13 protein-coding genes are annotated in these 18,004 nt (G+C 46.7%); 8 read left to right on the top strand and 5 right to left on the bottom strand.

What is annotated here, in order from left to right:
- Window positions 1–64: 64 nt before the first annotated feature.
- The 5 genes from LSG34_RS10240 to LSG34_RS10220 all read right to left on the bottom strand — a co-directional run bounded on the left by LSG34_RS10240 (window position 65) and on the right by LSG34_RS10220 (window position 9,689).
- Window positions 65–1,984: a sialate O-acetylesterase gene (locus LSG34_RS10240; RefSeq protein ID WP_233009002.1), complete on the bottom strand. Its 1,920-nt coding sequence runs from the start codon at window positions 1,982–1,984 to the stop codon at window positions 65–67.
- Window positions 1,985–2,055: 71 nt separating this feature from the next.
- Entirely contained in the window at window positions 2,056–4,656 is a 2,601-nt protein-coding gene (locus tag LSG34_RS10235) for a glycoside hydrolase family 3 protein (RefSeq protein WP_233009001.1), read from the bottom strand.
- 57 nt (window positions 4,657–4,713) lie between these two features.
- Window positions 4,714–7,170: a glycoside hydrolase family 3 N-terminal domain-containing protein gene (locus tag LSG34_RS10230; protein WP_233009000.1), complete on the bottom strand. Its 2,457-nt coding sequence runs from the start codon at window positions 7,168–7,170 to the stop codon at window positions 4,714–4,716.
- A 24-nt stretch (window positions 7,171–7,194) separates the two neighbouring features.
- The gene (locus tag LSG34_RS10225) at window positions 7,195–8,196 is read right to left on the bottom strand and encodes a glycoside hydrolase family 43 protein (protein ID WP_233008999.1); all 1,002 of its coding nucleotides are present in this window, start codon (window positions 8,194–8,196) and stop codon (window positions 7,195–7,197) included.
- A gap of 5 nt (window positions 8,197–8,201) precedes the next feature.
- Window positions 8,202–9,689: an MFS transporter gene (locus LSG34_RS10220; RefSeq protein ID WP_233008998.1), complete on the bottom strand. Its 1,488-nt coding sequence runs from the start codon at window positions 9,687–9,689 to the stop codon at window positions 8,202–8,204.
- A gap of 340 nt (window positions 9,690–10,029) precedes the next feature.
- On the opposite strand from LSG34_RS10220, the gene LSG34_RS10215 reads away from it, so the two are divergent.
- The 8 genes from LSG34_RS10215 to LSG34_RS10180 all read left to right on the top strand — a co-directional run bounded on the left by LSG34_RS10215 (window position 10,030) and on the right by LSG34_RS10180 (window position 17,928).
- Window positions 10,030–11,445 carry a sugar porter family MFS transporter gene (locus LSG34_RS10215; RefSeq protein ID WP_233008997.1) on the top strand — a complete coding sequence of 472 codons (1,416 nt, stop codon included), beginning with the start codon at window positions 10,030–10,032 and terminating at the stop codon, window positions 11,443–11,445.
- A 253-nt stretch (window positions 11,446–11,698) separates the two neighbouring features.
- Window positions 11,699–12,631 (top strand): aldose epimerase family protein, encoded by a 933-nt coding sequence (locus tag LSG34_RS10210; protein ID WP_233008996.1) that lies wholly within the window; start codon window positions 11,699–11,701, stop codon window positions 12,629–12,631.
- Window positions 12,632–12,675: 44 nt separating this feature from the next.
- On the top strand, window positions 12,676–13,803 hold the full coding sequence (locus LSG34_RS10205) for an endo-1,4-beta-xylanase (RefSeq protein WP_233008995.1): 1,128 nt from the start codon (window positions 12,676–12,678) through the stop codon (window positions 13,801–13,803).
- A gap of 289 nt (window positions 13,804–14,092) precedes the next feature.
- Complete coding sequence (locus LSG34_RS10200; RefSeq protein WP_233008994.1) at window positions 14,093–14,758, top strand: hypothetical protein; 666 nt, start codon at window positions 14,093–14,095, stop codon at window positions 14,756–14,758.
- An 83-nt stretch (window positions 14,759–14,841) separates the two neighbouring features.
- Window positions 14,842–15,798 (top strand): tetratricopeptide repeat protein, encoded by a 957-nt coding sequence (locus LSG34_RS10195; protein WP_233008993.1) that lies wholly within the window; start codon window positions 14,842–14,844, stop codon window positions 15,796–15,798.
- Between the two features lie 91 nt (window positions 15,799–15,889).
- Window positions 15,890–16,363, top strand: a complete 474-nt coding sequence (locus tag LSG34_RS10190; protein ID WP_233008992.1) for a hypothetical protein — start codon at window positions 15,890–15,892, stop codon at window positions 16,361–16,363.
- A gap of 158 nt (window positions 16,364–16,521) precedes the next feature.
- Window positions 16,522–16,920, top strand: coding sequence for a GNAT family N-acetyltransferase (locus tag LSG34_RS10185; protein WP_233008991.1), 399 nt, complete (start codon window positions 16,522–16,524; stop codon window positions 16,918–16,920).
- Window positions 16,921–17,064: 144 nt separating this feature from the next.
- Window positions 17,065–17,928: a toll/interleukin-1 receptor domain-containing protein gene (locus tag LSG34_RS10180; RefSeq protein WP_233008990.1), complete on the top strand. Its 864-nt coding sequence runs from the start codon at window positions 17,065–17,067 to the stop codon at window positions 17,926–17,928.
- Window positions 17,929–18,004: the final 76 nt, after the last annotated feature.

Below are 18,004 nucleotides of genomic sequence, written 5' to 3'. Positions count from 1 at the left end.
CGGCCCTTTCCATCCGTACCGCGGTATCATTAGACGGACGGGTACAAGACCCGCCCCTACGGATTCATTTCATTATTTTTGCCTCAAAAGGTCCTGCAGGTAAACCCTCGCTATTAAAAAGTACCGCCTCTGGATTATCAGCCCAGGCATAACGCACTTTGACCGGAGTTTTGATATCAGGGTGCGATAACAACAGTTGCTGCTCTTTGAGCTGCACTTTGGCCCAACGATACTGGCCATCTGCGCCAGCTATAGCAAAGCTGTTGCCTGTGCCTTTCAACACTAAACTTTCGCCGCTGTGATTAAAGTTGAGTTTGAGCTGCGAGCCTTCAGCCATCACAGACTCCAATTCAGGCCCCTGATACCCGACCTTTTCACCCAAAGCCACGGCACGGGCTGCTAATGCCAGCCGCTGACCTAAGGTCTTTTTATCGACAGGGTGAATATCATTCCATTCGCCTTTATCGATGGCCACTACCATAGCTGTATTGGCTTCAGATAAGCTTTGACGCTGCGCTTCGCGTAAACCTGCCCAGGAACTTTCTACAGGATCTTTAGTTTTTTCCAGATAATTCGCCAACTGCACAAATAAAAACGGGAACTGATTTTGCTGGCCAGTGCCTTGCGCCCACTTGGCTCGCCAGTCACGGATCATGGCAGTAAAACGTGGCTGATAGTCCTTATAAGCACCGACATTAGATTCGCCTTGATACCAAATCACACCTTTAATAGGCAAGGAGGTTAAAGGGGCCAATAAACCATTGTATAAACCCAAAGGTTTCCAGCGGATAAAAGTATCGCCCGGCAAATTTTGAGCCGCAGCTGCGGTTTGCATTTTCCATTGGCCAGTGAGTGGTAGCGGGTTGGCGTCAGTGCCTATCCAATAAGGCTTATCCGGTATCAGACCGGTTTTACCATTGGCCGAGGTGACACGTACTGCAATCAGGTTAGTGCCGGCTTTCAGCGCTCCGGCAGGTAATTCGTAACGGCGTGGCGGATACATATAAGTGGTATTGCCCACTTGTTTGCCATTGATATAGACCTCGTCGGCATCCACTATCGAGCCCAAACGTAAAATCTTGGCCTCTTGTGCTTGTGCTGCTGTCAGATCTATTGTTTTACGTAGCCACCAGACACCGGTAAAAGGCTTTGGTCGGAAGCCGGGCACGCTAAATTTTTGCCAGTTGCTGTCATCTAAAGTTTCGCTATACCAGGGCGTTTTACTGGTTAAACCCGGATCACGGCGTTGCAAATCACCATACCATTGATCGTTTTTGCTTTTATCGGCCGCTGTGATGGATTGAATTAACTGGTCATCACGAAATTTAATGCCTTCGGCTAAAGCTTCAGGAAAAGGCTGCAATGCCTCTTCACTCATCCAGGCTTCGACAGGCGAGCCACCCAGAGCATTATTTAAAATGCCGATCGGCACAGCGTTATGCTGAAACAATTCACGGCCAAAATAAAAGGCCAAAGCAGAGAAGTTGTCGATACTTTTTGGGTTGGCCGAAACCCATTCACCGCCGCTGAAATCCTGCTGTGGTGCTTTAAAATTGTACTCTTGTGGCACCTTAAACTGACGGATTAACGGGTAGTTGGCGCTGGTTAAATCCTCTGGATAAGCCTCAGCCACCCGTATCATTTCCAGTTCCATATTGGACTGGCCAGACGCCACCCAAACATCACCAAAATAAATATCTTTCAGCTCAATTAGATTTCGGCTTTTAAAACTTAATTGATGTGGCCCACCGGCCTGCTGAGCAGGCAATTGCAGCATCCAGCGACCATCTTTTGTTTTGACCTGCCCTACTAACTGGCCATTAAAACGCACTTCAACAGCTTCATCCGCATCGGCCCAACCCCACAGCGGAATAGTAGTATCGCGCTGTAACACCATGCCATCGCCAATCAATTTAGGCAGGCGAATATCGGCATGGGCCAAAGGGCTCAGCAACAAAGCTGCTGTCAGTAAAATTCTGAACATAAAAACATCCTTGAAAATGGGGTCAGATCACATTGTTAACGGTTAACAATGTGATCTGACCCCAATTTTAGTTAGTTACCGCATTGGCCCTGGCCTTCATTTTCTGCCAGACGTACTTTAGCCAATTGCAGCTTTAAGCCTGCTGTTGCTTCCAACACCAAAGGCTGGCTGATTTTAGTCAGATCAAAAGCGCTGTTGGCTTCAGTGAAACAGCGAAGTGGTATCTTCACACTGTTCCAGCCTTTATCACTCATACTGGCAAAATAACCACTGAAATCCAGAGTGGATTTGCAGTTATCACCACATTGCATCGCCACACTGACTTTACCCTGCGTCATAGCAACCACCTGATATTCCAGCTCCAGCGTCATATCGCCATTGGCCTGACGGCTTAGATCCAAAGCCACACCCTGAGCATGATTTAAAGCCACAGCTGCGTCTTTGTGGAAGCTCAAGAGCACTGAGTCTTCCTGTTGTAATCTGTCTGTAGCCGCAGCTTCCAAAGCACCGCCAGCAGATTTTTGCAGCGGTTCAGTCACCACTGTCACCTGACCCTTATCCAACAATTGCAACTGCCATGGATTAACCGCTTTGCCGGCATGCAGATAACGGCTGAAGTTCAGCACCTGATCGGCACTGATGCCAGACTCTTCGCTGAGCTTCGCCAGTTCCGTTTTGTCGCTATACGTCAGGCCATAACCATAAGCAAACTGCGGCTGATAATTTTTGTCGCCCAGATTCAGCAGCTCACCTGTCGCTTTGGCTGGCCAGGAGAAAGATAACTTGCCTTGGAAATCATGACGGATTTCACCTTCAGGCGAACGGATCAGTAGATCAGCCACTGCACCACCTTCACTGCCAGGTAAAAAGGCGGCAACAAAAGCATCGGATTGATTCAGCTCAGGATTGACCCACAAAGGCCGACCTGACAAAAACACCGAAACCGTTGGAATACCCAGCGCTTTTAATTCGGTCAGAATTTGCAAAGCACGACCATCATCAAAGGCCAGATGACTGCGATCACCGACAAATTCGGCATAAGGTTCTTCACCAAAAACCACAACGGCGACATCAGGTTTGTCAGTAAAGCGGCCGTTTTCGCTCAGCTCTACTTTGCCACCACCAGTTTCTACCGCCTGTTTAATACCTGCATAAATGGATTCACCATTCGGGAAATCGGTGTTTTTATTGCCAGAACCCTGCCAGCTTAAAGTCCAACCACCGCTTTGTTTGCCGATGTGGTCGGCACCATCACCGGCCACTAACACCTTGCTGCTGGTTTTGAGTGGCAGCAGTTGCTGGTTGTTTTTCAGTAATACCAATGACTTACGAGCCGCCTGACGGGCAATAGCTTTGTGTTCAGTACTGCCCAGCAATTCATAACGCCCAGCCAAAGGCCGCTCTGAAGGTTTCACCTGCTCAAACAAACCCATTTCGGCTTTAATCCGCAGCACCCGGGCAACGGCTTCATCCAGTCGTTCTGTAGAAATACGGCCGTCTTTCACCTGAGCCAACGTATTTTGATACAACTTTTCCCAGCTGTCCGGTGCCATAAACATATCCAGGCCACCCAACAATGAATTAGCGCAATCTGTAGGTGTACATCCCTTCACCTGACCATGACCATTCCAGTCACCTACGACAAAACCGTCAAAGCCCATACGGTTCACCAGCACATCGTTCAGCATAGGACGGTAGCCGTGCATCTTTTCGCCAAACCAACTGTTGTAAGACGCCATCACCACCCGGGCGCCCGCTGCTATAGCACTGTAATAAGGCGTACCGTGGATATCGCGCAACTCTGCTTCGGTATGTTGGTTGTCACCCTGATCTTTTCCATCAACAGTGCCACCATCGCCTAAAAAGTGTTTCACCGTTGCCAGCATATGCTGGCCTTTTAAGAAGTCTGCAGTGCCAGGAACACCCTGAATACCTTGCAGAATATGTGGCGCATAAGAAGCCACCAGTTGTGGGTCTTCGCCATAAGATTCATAAGTGCGGCCCCAGCGGTCGTCCCGCACTACGGCAATAGTGGGAGCAAAGGTCCAGTCCAGGCCTGTCACCTGCATTTCAGCTGCAGTAACACGGCCAATTTCACGCATCAGCTCTGGTTCACGCATAGCGCCCAAACCTATGTTATGCGGGAAAATAGTGGCTCCTTTGACATTGCTGTGACCATGCACAGCGTCTGTGCCCCACATCACAGGGATATAAGGCCGGCCATCACTGGTATCAGTACTGGCTTGCCAAAACGCATCTGCCAGTTCCAGCCAGGCTGCAGCGCCCGCTCTGTTGTCACGGCCAGGTGCTGAATTACCGCCATTCAGTACAGAGCCCAGATAATAATCCCGCACCTGTTTTGGTGTGACTGCGGCAATATCAGCCTGAATAATTTGCCCTACTTTTTGTTCAGGGCTCATCTGTGCGAGCAAAGCTTTGATTTTGTCTTCTATCGCTTGAGTGCGCGCTATAGGAGGCTGTTGCAAAGGCCAGTTGGTTGGCGTGATCACAGGAGTTTCAGCAACGCTTTGGCTGGCCGCTTGCTCCGGAATAGGTTCAGGCACCTGAACTGCGGGCTGACCACAACCCGTTAACACCAGACCACCAGCCAGAACTAACAGCCCCTTACTCAACTCTTTACGCTTACTTTTCTTTGCCACCGCTTTTGCCATTGCCTTCGCCATTCAAACGCCCTCCAAACCTTTTACTCGAAGTCAGCCCTACGGCTGCTACTCTGGGATGATCCGTGCCTGGCTTAAATAAGCCTTATTGGCACCGACCTCTGTGATGTCACCTTTGATGTTAAAACTGCCATTCAGGCGGATATCTGCTGAAGAGCTGCCAAGCATCAGTTTGATTTCACCGGGTTCAACCACCCAGTTCATCTGTTGATCAAAAAATGCCAACAGGTTCACCGGCAAGTTAAATTCAACCTTTGCCTGTTGGCCTGCTTTGAGTGGTACACGTAAAAAGCCTTTTAACTGTTTTACAGGACGGGTTACGCTGGCCGCAGGGTCCTGAATATACAGCTGCACCACTTCAGTCGCATCAAATTGACCGCTGTTGCGAATCGTCATACGGACAGTCACTTCGCCATTGGCTTTGGCCTGGCTTTCATCAATCTTCAAGGCGCTGTAATCAAAGCTGCTGTAACTCAGGCCATGACCAAAAGGATATAAAGGGCTGATATCGTCAAACAGATAACCCCGTTTGGCGGAAATTTTATGGTTGTAATAACTCGGAATATGACCGGCACTACGAGGAAAAGTCAGAGGTAATTTGCCGGAAGGGCTTACATCGCCAAACAACACATTAGCTAAAGCTGAGCCGGTTTCCTGCCCCAGATACCAGGCTTCGACAATAGCAGGCATAGACACCGCCAGTTCGCCCAAAGCCAAAGGCCGGCCATTAGTCAGCACCAGCACTAGCGGTTTACCTGTCGCCAAAATAGCTTTAGCCAACTCCAGCTGATTACCGACTAAATCTAAACTGCTGCGATCACCTAAATGGGTATCGGCCCAGGCTTCACGCGACAAGCCTTCGTTTTCGCCCAACACTAACACCACAGCATCAGATTTTTTCGCCAAAGCCACAGCTTGATCCAATAAACCTTTGCGATCATTGTCGTCGGTTAAAGCTATATCGTCATAATTCCAGCGCTGCATCGAATAAGTACCGGCTGCTTTACTGCGCTCAGCCACATCACTGGTAACAAAAGCAGCTTGTTTAGCTGGCGTTTGGGTTAAAGCTTTAGTGAGCAATGTACCAGGAGCAAATTCCACTTTGGCTTTGCCTTGCAGCTTTTGCCGTAAGCCATCGACAATACTGACAGTCTGGCGCGGAATACTGCTGTAGCCACCTAATAAGACTTCATCGGCATGAGGGCCAATAACGGCCAATTGTTTGATCTTGTCTGCTTTTAGCGGCAAAGTACCGTCATTTTTCAGCAGTACCATCGACTTTTCAGCGACCTGACGGGCAAACACACGGTCTGAATCAGCACCAACAATTCCATTGGCTTTTGTTGCATCCACATAAGGCTGTTCAAACAAACCTAAGCGGAATTTCAGCGCTAATACCCGCCGTACTGCTTTGTCGATTGCCGCTTCATCCAACTGGCCTGATTTCACTAAGGCCGTTAAATGGGGGAAGGTTTTTGGATCAGGAGTTTCCATATCCACGCCAGCTAACAAAGCTGCTTTGCCAGCTGCGGCTTCGCTGCCGTATAAACCATGTCTGCTGCTGAGCTCTTCAATGGCGAAATAGTCACTGACAATCACGCCGTTAAAACCCCATTGCTGGCGCACTATATCTTCGAGCAAAGGCTTATTAACGTGAGACGGAATACCGTCGATTTCGTTGTAGGACGCCATAATACTGCTGGCATGCGCCAGTTTTACTGCAGCTTCAAAAGGCGGTAAAAACACTTCATGGAGTTCACGCTCGCCAATAAAAGCCGGCGCTATATTCACCCCTGCTGCTGGCTGACCATGGCCCGTCAGATGCTTTAAGGTGGCTACTACTTTATCTGCGGCAAAAGGGCCTGCTTTCCCTGTTTTTCCCTGAAAACCTTCCACTGCGGCCACACCCATGGCCGACATCAGGTAAGGGTCTTCGCCCATTGTTTCTTCTATCCGGCCCCAACGTGGGTCACGGGCTATATCCAGAATAGGAGTTAAGGCCCAGTGCGAACCTGTAGCGCGCATTTCACGAGCTGAAAGCGCATAGACATCATGCATATCTTGTGGCGACCAACTGCTGGCAAGAGCTATCGCCTGTGGAAAACTGGTGGCATCAAAAGCAGCATAACCATGCAAGGCTTCTTCGTGCATCATGGCCGGAATACCCAATCGGGTGTTTTCCTTTAACCAGCGCTGCAGCGCATTATTAAACTCTGCCGTTTGCTGCGGGGTTTTAAACTCGCTGGGGCGGCCTATATGACCAATACCCAGTGGTATTAATTCTTTGGCTTTTTCCGGTAAAAACTGCAGCTCTTTATCTTCCAGAGTGCGACGTTTTTGCCAGACGGTTTGTAGCTGAGCCACTTTTTCTTCCAGCGTCATGCGGGACAATAAATCATCCACACGCTGCTCTGTTGGCAAACTGGCATTTTGATAAGGCTGCTGAGCTGAAGCCGCAAAAGCGACTCCTAAACCCAGCACCGCAGAGAGAAGTTGTTTGCCCACTAGAGCCTCCTGTGAAATACCTGATTAATCCCGGTAGGGCTTTAAGGTTTGGATTTTGCCATCGGCGTCATACTGAATTTCCGCCATTTTGACTGAACGTAAATGAGTGACGCCTTCGGACAATATGGAGTCGTGGTAAAACAGATACCATTTACCTTCAAATTCACAGATGGAGTGGTGAGTGGTCCAGCCGACTACAGGTTCTAAAATCCGGCCCTGATAAGTAAAAGGTCCGTACGGGTTATCGCCTGTGGCATAACATAAAAAGTGCGTATCGCCTGTGGAATAAGAGAAGTAGTATTTGCCCTGATATTTGTGCAGCCAGGAGGCTTCAAAAAAGCGTCTGTCTGTGTCGCCCGCCAATAACACCTGGCCTTGTTCATCCAGGATCAGCACTTCACGTGGCGCTTCTGCAAATTCCAGCATATCGTCGCGTAGTTTCGCCACTTTGGGCCCTAAAGCCGGCTCAGCTGCTGTGGGTTCTGCATTATCAGCCTTGTATTGGTTGTTGCGGTAGTTTTGTAACTGACCGCCCCAAATACCGCCAAAATACATGTAAAAACTGCCGTCATCGTCTTCAAATACGGCCGGGTCTATTGAATAACTACCTTCCATAGCTTTTGGCTGAGCTTTAAAAGGCCCAACAGGCGAGTCGGCCACAGCCACACCAATCTGAAAGATGCCGTCTGGCTTTTTGGCAGGAAAATAAAAGTAGTACTTGCCATCTTTTCTGGCCGCATCCGGCGCCCACATCTGACGTTCAGCCCATGGCACATCTTTAATATGCAAAGCTACACCATGATCCACAGTAGGGCTGTCGGGGCCATCCAGCGACAATACATGGTAATCCTGCATACCAAAGTGATCGCCATTGTCGTTAAAGGGGATACCAGCCTCGATATCGTGTGACGGATAAATATAAATTCGACCATCAAACACATGGGCCGAAGGGTCGGCTGTATAAATGTGCTCCACTAAGGGCTGAGAAATAGCTTTGGCTTTCAGCACTTTTAAATCGTCTGACATAACTGTTACTCCGCTTGTGCTAAACCAGCAGCAGCGCGACGTTCGTTCAGCTCCTGCTCAATCTGGCTTTCTTTGTGTTTGTTAATTTCATAGAGGCAGACAATAGCCACACCTAACAGGAAAGGTATTGACGCAAACAGGCTGACCGATAATTTAATGCCGTTAATAGTGTCAGGTGCCTGAGCTGCCAACTGAGCGTCGTAACCAAAGTGAGCCAGAATACCTGCCACCAAAGCACCACCTATGCTCAGGCCCAGTTTCAGACCAAAAATCATCGCAGAGAAAATAATAGCGGTCGCACGACGATGGTTTTTCCACTCGGAATAATCAGCCACATCAGCAATCATCGCCCACAGCAACGGAATAGTGATGCCGTAGAAAAAGCCATGCAACAGCTGAGAGGAAAACACCAGACCTATGGCATCAGCAGGGAACAGATAAAACACCATCACAAACAAAGTAGAGATAAAAAGCGCTACAGCAAACACATCCCTTTTACCAAAACGATCGGCCAGAGGTTTAGAAAAACCTATGCCGATAATCATGCAGATAATGCCGCCTGCATTAAACAAACTAAAACCTGAAGTGGCCGCATCTTTAGGCCAAAGGAATTCGGTCAGCCCCATGCCAGTCAACATAGAATTTAAACCAACAATAAAAGCGTTAAAGCCAATATCTTCCAGAAATACAGCAACTTCTTGTTCATTCAGATAGTTTTCGAAGTAAAAAATATACATGCCACCTTTCAGCGCCAGGGTAATAAACACCAGCACAGTCAGCACCAGCATAATGACCCAGGGCCGGTTTTTCAGCAGGTCGCCGATGTCCTGACGAATAGTTGAGCTTTGTGCGCTGCAGGTCAAAACCCGCTCTTTGGTGGTGATAAAAGTAATAAGGAAAAACACAATGCCGACGCAAGCAAACAGCGTCATGGTGTTTTCAAAACCTACAGCTTTATCGCCATCGCCCAGAATCAGTACCAGCGGTAACAACAAAGCCTGAATAATAAATTGCGCCACCATCACAGCAACAAAACGGTAGGCCGACAAGCTGTTACGGTCGGCCATATTGCCAGTCAGCACACCACTTAAGGCTGAATACGGCAGGTTATTGGCTGAATACACCAGCACCAGCACCACATAAGTAATAAAAGCGTAAGCAATTTTGCCTTCAGGGCTGAAATCCGGTGTGCTGAAAGCTAATAGCGCAATGATGCCAAAAGGAATTGAGGTCCAGAGAATCCAGGGTCTGAACTTGCCCCAACGGGTCTGAGTCCGGTCGGCGATAATGCCCATAATGGGGTTAAAACAGGCGCCAATTAAGCCGCCGGTAAAAATAATAGTAGCCGCGGCGCCCGGTGGGATCTGGTAAACATCTGTGTAGAAAAAAGCCAAAAAGGTCATCAGGGTTTGGAAAATCAAATTGGCCGCCAAATCCCCGAGGCTATAACCGATTTTTTCGGTGACCGATAATTTTTGTACTTCTGTTTGCATATCAATTCGCCTGTTGCTGTTTTACGCCCGCTGCAAGCCGGCTGTTTTTTTAGCTTTATACCCAAGTATCTTGAAGTTGCGGCGAGGCGACAAGCCAGTGAGACCCCAGGAGCATAGTAAACCTATGTGACTGGGGCGAAATGGCGTAGTCAACAAAGCTGCAGCTTTAAGTACGACAGGTATTTTCTGACCTTAACATACATCGACAGTTGCTAAAGTGGACTAACGGAATGTACTGAAAGAATTATGATTTTTAACAAGCTGGCTGTATTTCCGTCAAACAGAACTTATGCTCAGGCTATGCGCTAAGTCTTTGCGCGAACCGACAGGAGTTATTATTTTGCAGCACAGCAACGAGCCAGCCGTTTCAGAGGACAATAAAGTCTTTATTTTGTTTATCAGCTTAGTCGCCACCATAGGCGGCTTTTTATTTGGTTTTGACAGTGGTGTGATCAACGGCACTGTCGACGGCCTGCAACAAGCCTTTAATTCAGAGAGTGTTGGTACTGGCTTTAATGTCGCCAGCATGCTGCTGGGCTGCGCAGTAGGTGCTTTTTTTGCCGGGCGACTGGCTGATATCAGTGGCCGTAAAACAATCTTACTGATCTCAGCCGTATTTTTTATTGTCAGTGCCTGGGGTTCAGGTGTTGCCGATGGCTCCTTTGAGTTTGTTATTTACCGCATTTTAGGTGGCTTAGCTGTAGGTGCAGCCTCTGTCATTACGCCAGCTTATATTTGTGAAGTGGCTCCAGCCCGCTACCGCGGCATGCTGACCACTTTGCAGCAAATCGCCATCATCTTTGGTTTGTTTATGGCTTTTGTCAGCAATTACCTGTTAGCCGAATATGCAGGCGCTTCTACTGCGGCGCTTTGGTTTGAATTTGCGGCCTGGCGCTGGATGTTCTGGATGGAACTCTTCCCGGCCCTGCTTTTCCTGCTGATGTTATTTTTTATTCCTGAAAGCCCACGTTTTCTGGTGTTAAAAGGCAGCAACGATGCAGCAGCTGCAGTACTGACCCGCTTGTATGGCAGCGATGCAGCGACCCGCAAACTCGCTGAAATTCAGCAATCACTGACGGCTGACCATCAACCCCGATTAACTGATTTATTAAGCAGCCAAACCGGCAAAGTGCGCAAAATTGTTTGGGTAGGTATTGGCCTCGCCAGCTTCCAGCAATTGGTCGGCATTAACGTGGTGTTTTATTACGGTGCTGTACTCTGGCAAGCCGTTGGCTTTTCTGAATCCGACGCCTTGCTGATTAACGTCATTAGCGGCGGTTTAAGTATTGCGGCTTGTGTTATTACGCTGCTGATTATCGACAAAGTGGGCCGTAAACCTCTGCTGAAATGGGGTTCAGTGGGCATGGCTTTGACTTTGGGTTTGATGGTGCTTTGTTTTGCCAATGCTGGCCAGGACGAAAGTGGCAATCTGCTGCTTGGCGACTGGGGCACAGTAGCTCTGATCAGCGCTAACGCTTATGTGTTCTTTTTTAACCTGTCCTGGGGCCCTGTAATGTGGGTGATGTTAGGCGAAATGTTCCCGAATCAAATTCGTGGTTTAGGCCTTGCGGTCAGTGGCTTAGCACAATGGAGCTGTAACTTCCTGATCACTATGACATTCCCTTTGCTGCTGGCCGGTATTGGCCTGGCCGGAACTTATGGTCTTTATACCCTGGGCGCCGCTTTCTCTATCCTCTTTGTGATCATTATGGTGCATGAGACCAAGGGGACAGAATTAGAAGATATGCAAGGTTAAACCCTTTCCGGCATTTGATTTGAATGTGAGACTGGCGGGGATAAACCCCGCCCCTACAGGATGGTATATATCCAAAGTATTGATGTTACAGCCCCGGACAGGCGGGTGTAGGGGCTGGGCTTGCCCCAGCCCTTCCATCTATACCGCGGTGTTGTTTTATCGGGTGTGTTCAAGACCTCTCGGCATTCGATTTGAACGTAAAACAGACGGGGATAAACCCCGCCCCTACAGTATTAGAAAAGAGAGCAAATGTATGAACGTCTTTCATTTGACCAATAAAGCAGGCGACCAGTTGTCCATACTGGAACGTGGTGCGGCTATGCAGCGCTGGACTACGGCCGTGGGTAATAGCAAACGTGAACTGATCTTAAGTTATGCCGAGCCGGATGCTTATGCACAAGATCCTTTTTACCTCGGCGCTTTAGTTGGACCTTACGCCAACCGTATTGGTAAAGGCCGCTTGCTGATTGGTCAGCAGTTTTATCAACTGGAACAAAATGAAGGACAAAATCAGCTGCATGGTGGCGCTGCAGGTTTACACCAAATGAACTGGCAAGTGCTGGAACAGCAGGAATCCAGGCTGGTTTTGGGCTGCGAAATGGCTGATGGTCAGGGGGGCTATCCTGGCCCAGTGTCCTTTCGTGTCACCTATCAGTTGTCTGAACAAAGTGCCTTGGATGTTGAACTTGAAGCCAGCAGCAGCGTCACTACGCTAGTGGGTCCAACTTTGCATCCGTATTTTAATCTGGCGCCTGATCAGGCTCCGATTGATCAGCATAAACTTTGCCTGCATGCGGCACATTACACCCTGACCGATGAGCAGAATATTCCTACAGGTGAGTTGCCTAAGGTGCAGGGTAGCCCGCTGGATTTCAGCACGGCCAAAACGCTGACCGGCATCCGTATGGATTATAACTTTGTGGTCAATGGCGATCTGCATCAGGCGGCTGCAGAACTGATAAGCCCGGACGGCTTAGTTCGCCTGAGCGTGTATTCCGACTATCCGGGCTTGCAGGTGTATACCGGAGAGCATTTAGCCGGCCCCTTTAAATCACGTCAGGGCATTTGCCTTGAGCCACAGTTTTTCCCCGACTCACCGAACCAAAAAGGTTTTCCATTTCATTTTACCCGTCCAGGCCAACCTTTTAAGGCGCATATCCGCTATCAGTTGGACAAGGCCGGATAACAGCGGCCGTTCTACTTATTTTTAATTACTTTTGGAGTAACCCGATGAAACCTATTCCCTTTTGTATCTTGTTAAGCAGCCTGCTGATAGGCAGTGCTTATGCACAAGATCAAAGCTCCTCTTTAAAACAGGCCTACAGCAAACACTTCAGTATTGGAACTGCATTAAGTGCAACGCAAATAGAAGGCAAAGAGCCGGGCACACTGGACTTGGTCAAGCAGCAGTTTAATGCGGTGACCGCAGAAAACGTGATGAAATGGGAAATCATTGAACCTGTAGAAGGCCAGTTCAACTTTGCTGCCGCCGACGCCATGATTGAATACGCCGAAGCCAACAATATCAACGTAATAGGTCATGTGTTGTTATGGCATGAACAAACACCAGCCTGGGTATTTCAGGACGCTAAAGGTCAACCCGCCTCAAAAGAACTGGTGTTATCCAGACTGAAAAACCATATCAATGCCGTGATGGGCCGCTACAAAGGCCGTATTCAAGGCTGGGATGCGGTGAACGAAGCCTTAAATGAAGATGGCACTCTGCGCCAATCCAACTGGTATAAAGCCTTAGGCGAAGACTATATAGCGACAGTCTTTGAACTGGCCCATCAGGCCGATCCTAAAGCCCAACTTTATTACAACGACTTCAATTTATTTAAACCTGAAAAACGCGCCGGAGTGTTAAAGCTGGTTGCGGCTTTAAAAGCGAAAAATGCACCTATCTACGGCATTGGTGAACAAGGCCATTACAGCCTGGATTACCCTAAGCTGCAGGAAGTGGAAGACTCTATTGTGGCTTTTAAAAACACAGGCCTGAAGGTGATGATTACCGAACTGGATATCTCAGTGCTGCCGTTCCCTGATCCAGATAATGTAGGCGCGGATATCTCATTAAATATGAAGTTAAAACAAGAATTTAACCCTTATGCTGATGGGTTGCCAAAAGCAGTCAGCGACCAGCTGACAGAGAAATACCTGCAATTTTTTGAGTTATTTTTACGCCACAGCGACAGCATAGAACGGGTCACTTTATGGGGCGTGAACGACAACCAAACCTGGCGCAACAATTGGCCAATGAAAGGCAGAACAGACTACCCCTTATTATTTGACCGAAAAAACCAGCCAAAAGAAGTGGTGCCGCAGCTGATCAAACTGGCGGAAAAAGCTGGTAAATAACCCTATTCAATCCTCAAAAGGCTGGGCTTGTTCCGGCCTTTTTTTGCATTTCAAACTCCATTAATTGCAAATTGAGCTCGTCACTAATTCCGCTAAAAATGCCACTATAACTAGCGTACAGGCTGTATAGATTAGGTCGGCCACAATTTTAGTGATTTCAGAAAAATCTGTTGAAATAGAGGTACATCAGCGTTAGTTTGGTATCAGTAAATATCATAAAAAAGCAAAAATGTCCGACTTGCGGGCGGACCGCCTTTGAAAATGGAATGTTAAGTATCATGGAGGATGTATGAATTTAACTTCGTTAATAGCGCGAGTTGAGGAGCTAATCACTATGGGTGAGGCTGTCCTCAAGACGGAAACTAAAAATGGGCAATTTATAAGAGTTGATCTTGTTTTATTTTACGAATTCAGATCAGCTTCAATATCATTTATTCTCAAACTCTTTGGTTCGTCACACCCATATTTCATCGACTTTTCAGAGAAAGTAAACGATGCTCAGCCTTCAACAACGAAGCGCGGAATAGGTATGTTAGCCGCTGTGAAGGGCGAAATTGTGCAAGGCTGGTTGACAACAACAAGAGGACTTATCTCAGCAGACATATTCGCTGACTTACTGGAAATGGCAGAACATCAATTAAGCGAAGGTTACAAAGATCCTGCGGCTATTCTTGCTGGTACTGCTTTAGAGCAGCACTTAAGGAGTTTGTGTGAGACGAACGATGTTGATACTACATTTGAAAAAGATGGAAAAAGAATTCCCAAAAAAGCAGATGTAGTAAATGCAGATCTTTGCAAAGCAGGTGTTTATACAAAGATCGATCAAAAAAATGTTACTCATTTACTAGGTATTCGCAATAACGCAGCTCATGGTGAATTCGAACAGTATGATACGAATCAGGTGAAATTTATGATTGCCGCAGTTTCAGACTTTATCAGCCGAACTAATACATAACACTTAACAAGTTCAATCATTGAAAAATCGTTCACTTCGCTCGCGTTTGCCGCGGTTTAAAGCGTTAGGTTACAGAAGGGATCATGAGCTCAACAAAACTTACTGACGATCAGTTAAAAAAGCTCCAACCACTAGAAGTGGAACTTAAGCATGCGGTGCTTTCTGGCGATACCGATAAAGCGATCGAAGTTGCAAAACAAATTCAAGCGCTGTTTCCTAATGAGTGGAGAACACATCACCGATTATTAAGGGCAAAACTTTGGGCGTTTGAATCTTGTTTAGATGCCAACAGGATTTCATATGCTCAAAGAGGTTTTATTGGAATAAGAAAGCTATCCGCGAGCAACACTCGGCTATACCTTGAGGCATCTAGTCTGCTTGCAGTTTGCCACTTAAGATCTAAAGATACGTCTTCGGCAAAAAAGCTTATTAAAGAAGTTATAGAAAAAATCAATAATATTTCCTCAGAAAAAACTAAGCATCAGTTCCAAAAGCGACTGATTGAGCGAGTTGAAGAAGAGTGCATACTTACTGAGCTAATTGGGTCTAATGACCTAAATATGGATATTGAGGAAATCCAAGCAAAAGCGATATTGTTGATACAGAGAAGTTCCGATGATGAAATATTTAAACTTATTGGAAACTCAGTGCCAACGGCAAGCATTGATCTTTTGCGAGATGTAAGAACTTATGCCCTAAACCAGCTCCCAGCCCCAGACAGAAAGCTGCTTCCATCGCCAGAGAAAGTCGAGGAGCCCAAAAAGGTTGGTAAGGCCACTTTCGCTGTAATAAAGCGAATAGCTTGGAAAACCTTTTGTAACCCCGATAGCACAATATACAAGCTCTGGAAAAACCGCGTTCCAAAATTATTCAATGAGGGTTATTTTTCTGCTGCCGTAGTTACCACAATGAGCGATTTCAAAATTGGAATACCATTATTGGCAAGTGGTATATCTGCTCTAATCATGAGGTATACGGCAGAAGAATTTTGTGATGTATCAAAACCAAAGGGACTTATGATTGATCGTGGAAAAGAATAGAAAACCGGGGAATCTGGCGTCAAGTTTTGCATCTTGCCCTAGAATTCAGCTGGGCAGGTTAAATCCACAGAAATTATAAATAGGGGAAGTTGTGATCGACAAAATCGAGCAATGGATAAGCCAAGTAAATTCTGAACATCAATTAGCTCGTCGGTCGTGTGCCGTCTTTAAGGATCACTTTAATGGATTCTATTCGCCCGACTTCCTCAATACAGCATTTTTTGTTGTTACCAACGAAATCCCCAAACCTGATTTTCCCGAATTACGAGAAGCGGGTTTGGGAAATTTCATCGATATGAAAGTTGACGGTATCACTTACAACGACACTTATTACATTACAGAAGAGGCCGCCAAACATTTGGGGATTCACTTCCATGAATTGGTTCATGTAGTTCAATGGCGGGAGCTTAGCCCTCGAGGTTTTATAGAGCGATATATCTGCGAGATCCAAAAGTTTGGATACAATGCCGCCCCGCTGGAAAAGATGGCTTACGTCTTAGATAGACATTATCAAAGAAAAGGGCCGCACCTCAGTGTTGAGCAGTTCGTCCGGGGAAACTTATAACGAATCTGCGAAGGAATCTGGTGTCAGCATTAAATACGGAAAGGATTTTTTATGGGGGTTTCAGTTGCTTCCCTTGAATAATGCCGCTGCTAACAAGGCATTGCAGCGGACAAGCCGCTGAATGCGGCATTAGATATCAATTACAATTGGGGGAGCAGGTGATAGAAATTTATCAGGTTTATGATCTAAACATAATAAAAAATAATTTACTTCGTAATCGTGCTGAGAGAGCACAAAGTGGGCGAACTCTCGAGTTTATAGCGACGTCTGGTGAATCAGAAGCAGCATTCTTATCATTTGAGGATTGGAGTGATAAATCACTTGGGTTTATTTATGAAATATATGTGCTTCCTGAGTTCAGAAATGAGCACTTAGGGAGTGCACTTCTTGCTCGTGCTGAAGAGGTCGCCATTAACCTTGGTTGTAGTCGCTTAGAACTTGATGTACATGCATTTGATCGTACTATTGATAAGGTGTCGTTGTATTCTTGGTACTCAGATAAAGGTTATGTGAGACTTTCTAATAAGTCTGAGCGCATGTCAAAATCAATTACATAAAAATACCTATCCAGAATCAATATGGTGTCAGGGCAAAGGGCAAGAACTGACACCAGATCTATACTTTTTGTATAATTAAATGTCATAAAAGCAGGCGAAAAATACTCGAGTTACCGACCTGCTATATCAAGAGAACCAGAAAACATGCCGATTTTTATAAGCTATTCACATGAGAACAAAGACTTCGTAGACCAGCTTGCCATGCAATTAGTCAATAGGAATGTAAGCGTATGGCTTGATCGCTGGGAGTTGAGTATTGGTGACTCGATTATTGATAAAGTTCAGGATGCTGTAGATGGCGCTAGTGCCCTACTTGTAATTTTGTCAAAGGCTTCCATAGCATCAGAGTGGTGTAAAAGAGAGCTATCTTCGGGCTTCCTCAGAGAGTTAGAAGAAAAGCGTGTTGTTGTGATGCCTGTACTACTTGAAGACTGCGAAATACCTCTCTTTGCAAGGGGTAAACTATATGCTGACTTTCGAACCAATTTCGATGATGGGTTAAAAACAGTGGTTGAGGGTATAGCTAAAGTTACCAGCCCTTTTCTCGCAAGAGCAAAAGAACCTGAATATCATGTAGACTGGTCTATAGACTGGGGTGATGTAAATGGATTATTCGCGATAATCTTGAACTTTGTTGAACAAGCACAGAACCAGCCATACACCTGCCTCACGAATATAGAAGTTCTATGCTCTCCGGAGGCAACCCACAAATACGAATTAAAAAAAGCAGCTCTGGGTGAGGAGCATGCGAGAGCTTATATTGTTCAGGTAATACACGAATATTTCAAAGAGCGCCCAGATTTTCGTCCTTTACTCGTAACCGAAAGAGAAAAGGTTGCGAGGGTGCTAGTGCGTGGGAGTGAGCAAGGCGAAGAATATCGTCTTAGAATTGGTGTACGTAGGCTGGGAGAAGATACCGGCCGAGATATATTGGTGAATACTACTAAACTTATTTCGCAGTCATATGAACACATGAGAGCCGTGCTAAAGCAACCAAGTAAGGCATAAAACGGCGTTCAAGTGTCAGGTCTTTCGGTGTCCGTCATTTCCGTTTTTTGCTCTTTGCGGCCCACAATCCAACTAT

Origin of the sequence: Rheinheimera faecalis (genome assembly GCF_021290965.1) — a bacterium.
GTDB classification, from domain to species: Bacteria; Pseudomonadota; Gammaproteobacteria; order Enterobacterales; family Alteromonadaceae; genus Pararheinheimera; species Pararheinheimera faecalis.
This window is presented reverse-complemented; position numbering and strand designations above follow the sequence as displayed.

Excerpts from the sequence above, each read along its gene's own strand:
- LSG34_RS10210 (WP_233008996.1), top strand. The coding sequence starts at position 11,699 with ATGAACGTCTTTCATTTGACCAATAAAGCAGGCGACCAGTTGTCCATA.
- LSG34_RS10180 (WP_233008990.1), top strand. The coding sequence starts at position 17,065 with ATGCCGATTTTTATAAGCTATTCACATGAGAACAAAGACTTCGTAGAC.
- LSG34_RS10195 (WP_233008993.1), top strand. The coding sequence starts at position 14,842 with ATGAGCTCAACAAAACTTACTGACGATCAGTTAAAAAAGCTCCAACCA.
- LSG34_RS10225 (WP_233008999.1), bottom strand. The coding sequence starts at position 8,196 with ATGTCAGACGATTTAAAAGTGCTGAAAGCCAAAGCTATTTCTCAGCCC.
- LSG34_RS10200 (WP_233008994.1), top strand. The coding sequence starts at position 14,093 with ATGAATTTAACTTCGTTAATAGCGCGAGTTGAGGAGCTAATCACTATG.
- LSG34_RS10240 (WP_233009002.1), bottom strand. The coding sequence starts at position 1,984 with ATGTTCAGAATTTTACTGACAGCAGCTTTGTTGCTGAGCCCTTTGGCC.
- LSG34_RS10205 (WP_233008995.1), top strand. The coding sequence starts at position 12,676 with ATGAAACCTATTCCCTTTTGTATCTTGTTAAGCAGCCTGCTGATAGGC.
- LSG34_RS10235 (WP_233009001.1), bottom strand. The coding sequence starts at position 4,656 with ATGGCAAAAGCGGTGGCAAAGAAAAGTAAGCGTAAAGAGTTGAGTAAG.
- LSG34_RS10220 (WP_233008998.1), bottom strand. The coding sequence starts at position 9,689 with ATGCAAACAGAAGTACAAAAATTATCGGTCACCGAAAAAATCGGTTAT.